The sequence below is a fragment of the Nocardioides sp. CPCC 206348 genome, assembly GCF_048654705.1.
GTDB lineage: Bacteria > Actinomycetota > Actinomycetes > Propionibacteriales > Nocardioidaceae > Nocardioides.
The window spans coordinates 16,855-17,443 of sequence record NZ_JBMCZA010000209.1 but is presented as its reverse complement, the minus strand read 5'-3'; the positions used below and the strand labels follow the sequence as shown (position 1 = coordinate 17,443).

Genomic DNA, 589 nt, shown 5'->3' with positions numbered 1-589 from the left:
CCCGCCACCCACGGCCCCGGACGCGAGGCGGTTCACCAAGTCGGGCTCGCGCAGCAGCGCACGCCCCATCACGACGAACTCGAAGCCGTCGGCCATGGCCTGCTGCATCGTCTCGAGGCGGTTGATGCCACCGAGCAGCATCAGCGGCGTCGACACGGCGGCCCGGAACTCCAGCGCCTTGGCGCGGAAGTACGCCTCCTCGAACTCGTACTCCTTGAGGAAGCTGCGGCCCGCAGGGGTGCGCATCCCCCACTTCACGAGCGGCGGCATCGTGGCGGCGAACTCGTTCACCGGCGCCCCGCCTCGGAACAGGTACATCGGGTTCATCAGCGACGACCCGCCCGACAGCTGCAGCGCGTCCAGGTGGCCGTCGGCCTCCAGCAGCTGCGCGAACTCGATGCCGGCCTCGGTCGTCACACCGCCGGGGAAGCCGTCGGAGACCGAGATCTTCGCGGTCACCGCGACCGCGTCCCCCACTTCCTCGCGTACGACGCGAGCGACCTGCCGGGCGAGGCGGGCTCGCCGCTCAAGTGGCCCGCCCCACCGGTCCCGGCGGCGGTTGAGCGCGGGCGCCAGGAACGACGAGATC

1 pseudogene is annotated in these 589 nt (G+C 71.6%); it reads right to left on the bottom strand.

Annotation, left to right across the window (positions count from 1 at the left end):
- A pseudogene (locus tag ACOADB_RS20675) lies at positions 1–589 on the bottom strand (NADH:flavin oxidoreductase); the annotation flags it as partial.